This is a genomic window from Mailhella massiliensis (assembly GCF_020741395.1).
Lineage (GTDB): Bacteria > Desulfobacterota > Desulfovibrionia > Desulfovibrionales > Desulfovibrionaceae > Mailhella > Mailhella massiliensis_A.
The window spans coordinates 1-2,688 of sequence record NZ_DYZA01000129.1; the positions used below are offsets into that span (position 1 = coordinate 1).

4 protein-coding genes are annotated in these 2,688 nt (G+C 55.2%); all 4 read right to left on the minus strand.

The features are described 5' to 3' along the window. Positions 1 to 454 precede the first annotated feature (454 nt). Complete coding sequence (nrdD, locus tag K8W16_RS06565; RefSeq protein ID WP_304122272.1) at positions 455 to 616, minus strand: anaerobic ribonucleoside-triphosphate reductase; 162 nt, start codon at positions 614 to 616, stop codon at positions 455 to 457. Next, positions 616 to 978 (minus strand): carbohydrate-binding protein, encoded by a 363-nt coding sequence (locus tag K8W16_RS06570; protein WP_304122274.1) that lies wholly within the window; start codon positions 976 to 978, stop codon positions 616 to 618. Before K8W16_RS06570 ends, nrdD begins: the two co-directional genes overlap by 1 nt. Before the next feature lie 102 nt (positions 979 to 1,080). Continuing rightward, on the minus strand, positions 1,081 to 1,434 hold the full coding sequence (locus tag K8W16_RS06575; protein ID WP_304122276.1) for a hypothetical protein: 354 nt from the start codon (positions 1,432 to 1,434) through the stop codon (positions 1,081 to 1,083). 150 nt (positions 1,435 to 1,584) lie between these two features. Continuing rightward, positions 1,585 to 2,643, minus strand: coding sequence for a site-specific integrase (locus tag K8W16_RS06580; RefSeq protein ID WP_304122278.1), 1,059 nt, complete (start codon positions 2,641 to 2,643; stop codon positions 1,585 to 1,587). Between the last annotated feature and the right edge of the window lie 45 nt (positions 2,644 to 2,688).

The following is a 2,688-nucleotide window of genomic DNA, read 5'->3' on the forward strand; positions in this document are numbered from 1 at the left end:
TCCATTTCTCCCGTGGTATTCGGCTTTATTCGTTCAATATTGAAAAAAAAAGGATAGTCTCCCGTCTGGGAAAATTGGTCAGAATGATTCTTGTACGAAAAACAAGAGAAATTCTCACTTTAAAAACTGCAAAAGGCCCGGCATAAACCGGGCCTTGCTTTTTATGAGGTGCTTTCGTATGGTGCCGGGCATGGGCCTGCTTCCGCAAAGGAGGCGAAGGCTCAAATGGAGCAGCTTCTCATTGACCTGCTTGTCCAGATTCTGGCGGCGGTCATCGCGGCCCTTGTTATCCGTCGTATAGACCTTTAACAGGTTAGCCCCCGGAAGCTGCGACTTTCCGGGGGCTGGCAAATGTGTTTAGTACCCACTAAACGCGGAAGCTGGCCCATACACTGGGGCAGAGAGTGTTGACGCACTCCCTGCCCCTTCTTAATGAGCATTTTTCCTGATTTCGTCAAGCCGCACGATGTTTCCCCAGCTCCATATTCATGTGCTTCACGCGATCGCGTTCTTCGGCCCGCTTACCATCGTTGAAGCGCTCCAGTCCGCCCACCAGGTAGCCGGTGATTCGGCGGATACGCTCGAAGTGGACGCCCTGCCCTATAAGCTTTTCCATTACTCTGTCACCTCCTCCCACTGCCAGAGGCCTTCGGTACCAGGATCCCATACACATGCGGGCATATCAGCCTTGGCCAGCCAGAGCTTGCCGTCAAAGGTATAGTAGCTTCCATTCTTCACGTCCATGCCATGCAGATATGTATAGGGGCTCTCCTTCGTACCGTCCGGCTCGTCGCCGGTACCCGCGTCCACAGAAAGAGGCCTGTACACGGCAAGCATCCCCTCGGCGTTCGGCGGCTGGTGTTCCTGGGCAGTGACCTCCTGCACAACTTCATAGACCACGCCTTCATGTTCCAGACGGTATCCTGCGTTATAGGTCTGCCCGGCCTGCCAGGACTCGAATACATGAGCCTTAGCCATAACTGCGAACTCAGACGCAGAAAACGCAGACGTTTGGAGCGTAGCCGTGCGCATACGAGCATTGATGATGCTGTTTGCCTGCATCTGTGCCGCGGCAAGCTCTTACTTTTCAATATCCTCTGGCGTCTTAGCCGGCCGTTCCAGCAACGCACCTTCAGGCAGCGGCCCCAGTTCGGTGAGATACCGTGCCGGAGTCTGCCAAGTATCGCCGGGCAGCCAGTAAGCCGTTCCGGAGCCTTCCACGATAACGCCGCCCTTGTCCCTGGTCTGGCGGTGATCCTCCACCAGTTCCCAGGCTTCGCCCGTCCAACGTGCGGCCTGCTTTTCTCCGGTCTGCGGCGGCTGCTGAACCGTCGCCCCTATCACGTCAACAATGTCCTGCCCGTTAGGCCGTTTCTGGGCTTCCATTTCTCCGGTGAGCTCGCCGGTTTTCAGGTCATACCTATACAGCTTCATGACACTTCTCCTTTTTTCTACGTTTCGGCTGTATTCCCCTCTAAACCGCAAGCGTAAAGCCTGGGGCACTCCTGAGCAAACGATTTCAGGCGCACTGCAAGACCACCTCCGGCGGATGCCGTGGTGCCAACAGGCTCTTTTTCCGGAAGGTCAGATTTTCAGGCTGGCCACTACCGGTATGGCGTTGACCGCCTTAATTTTCAAAGCGTTGCTCACATGCTGATAGACGGATAGCAGCATAGTGTAGGTACTGTGCCCCATCAGTTCGGCAATGCTTTTTATATCGCCGCTTTCCGCCATGCTCAGAGTGGCGAAGGCGTGGCGCAGGTCATACGGCCGTACTTTTCGGGCAATGCCGGCCTTCCCCCTCAGTCTGCGCCATGTTTCGCTGATACGTTTTACCGGCTTGCCCCGGTAGTGAATGACGCTTGCACAGGCATTCCCGTCCCGCTTCCGCCATTCCCGGACCTTGGGAAGCAAGGCTTCATGAATGGGGACATATCGTGCGGAAATCGTCTTTGATTTGTAGGCGCACGGCATATAGATAACCCCCTCATCAAGCAGAATGTCATCCCACCGCAGCCGGAAAAGCTCACAGGGGCCGGGACGCGCCCCTGTGTAAAGCCCCAGAAGAATGATTCTCTGGATATGCTCAGGGGCATGCTTCAGGAGACGATCAATCTCCGGTATGGTGGGCGGCTCTATGCGTCGGGAAGGTGCGTGCGGCAGCTTCATGTTCCGTATGGGAGACTCCTTCAGAAAACCTTTGGCCACTGCCCAGTTACAGGCAGCACGAAGGACAGACAGACGGCGATTTATGGTACTCTGGCCAACATTCCGCCCCCGCTGAATTTCCGAAAATACGCGCACGTCATCGAGCGTAAGGCTGGCCGCCCTTCGGGCGCTGAAAAGCTCCAAGAGGGGCTTGATATGATAGCCGCTCGATGATCTTGTGGACTCCCTGATATCAGGACGTGCCAGGAACTCCCGGAAAAGCTCAGCTATGGTGATTGCCGGCGCATTCGCCCTGCTGCGTTTTCTCGCCCGTGTCATGAGCACCTTTTCCCTTTCATAAATCGCCAGCTGTGCTTCCTCAAAGGCAACCGCCTGCGCCTCTGATTCAAACCAGCGGGTACGAGGGGCTTTTGTCCACGGATTCTTCCATTCTACTTTCCACGGTTTACGCCTCCAGGGAAAATGCTTGATCATAACTGCTCCTGATAGTCGTTTTTTTTACCAACTATCAGGCATACC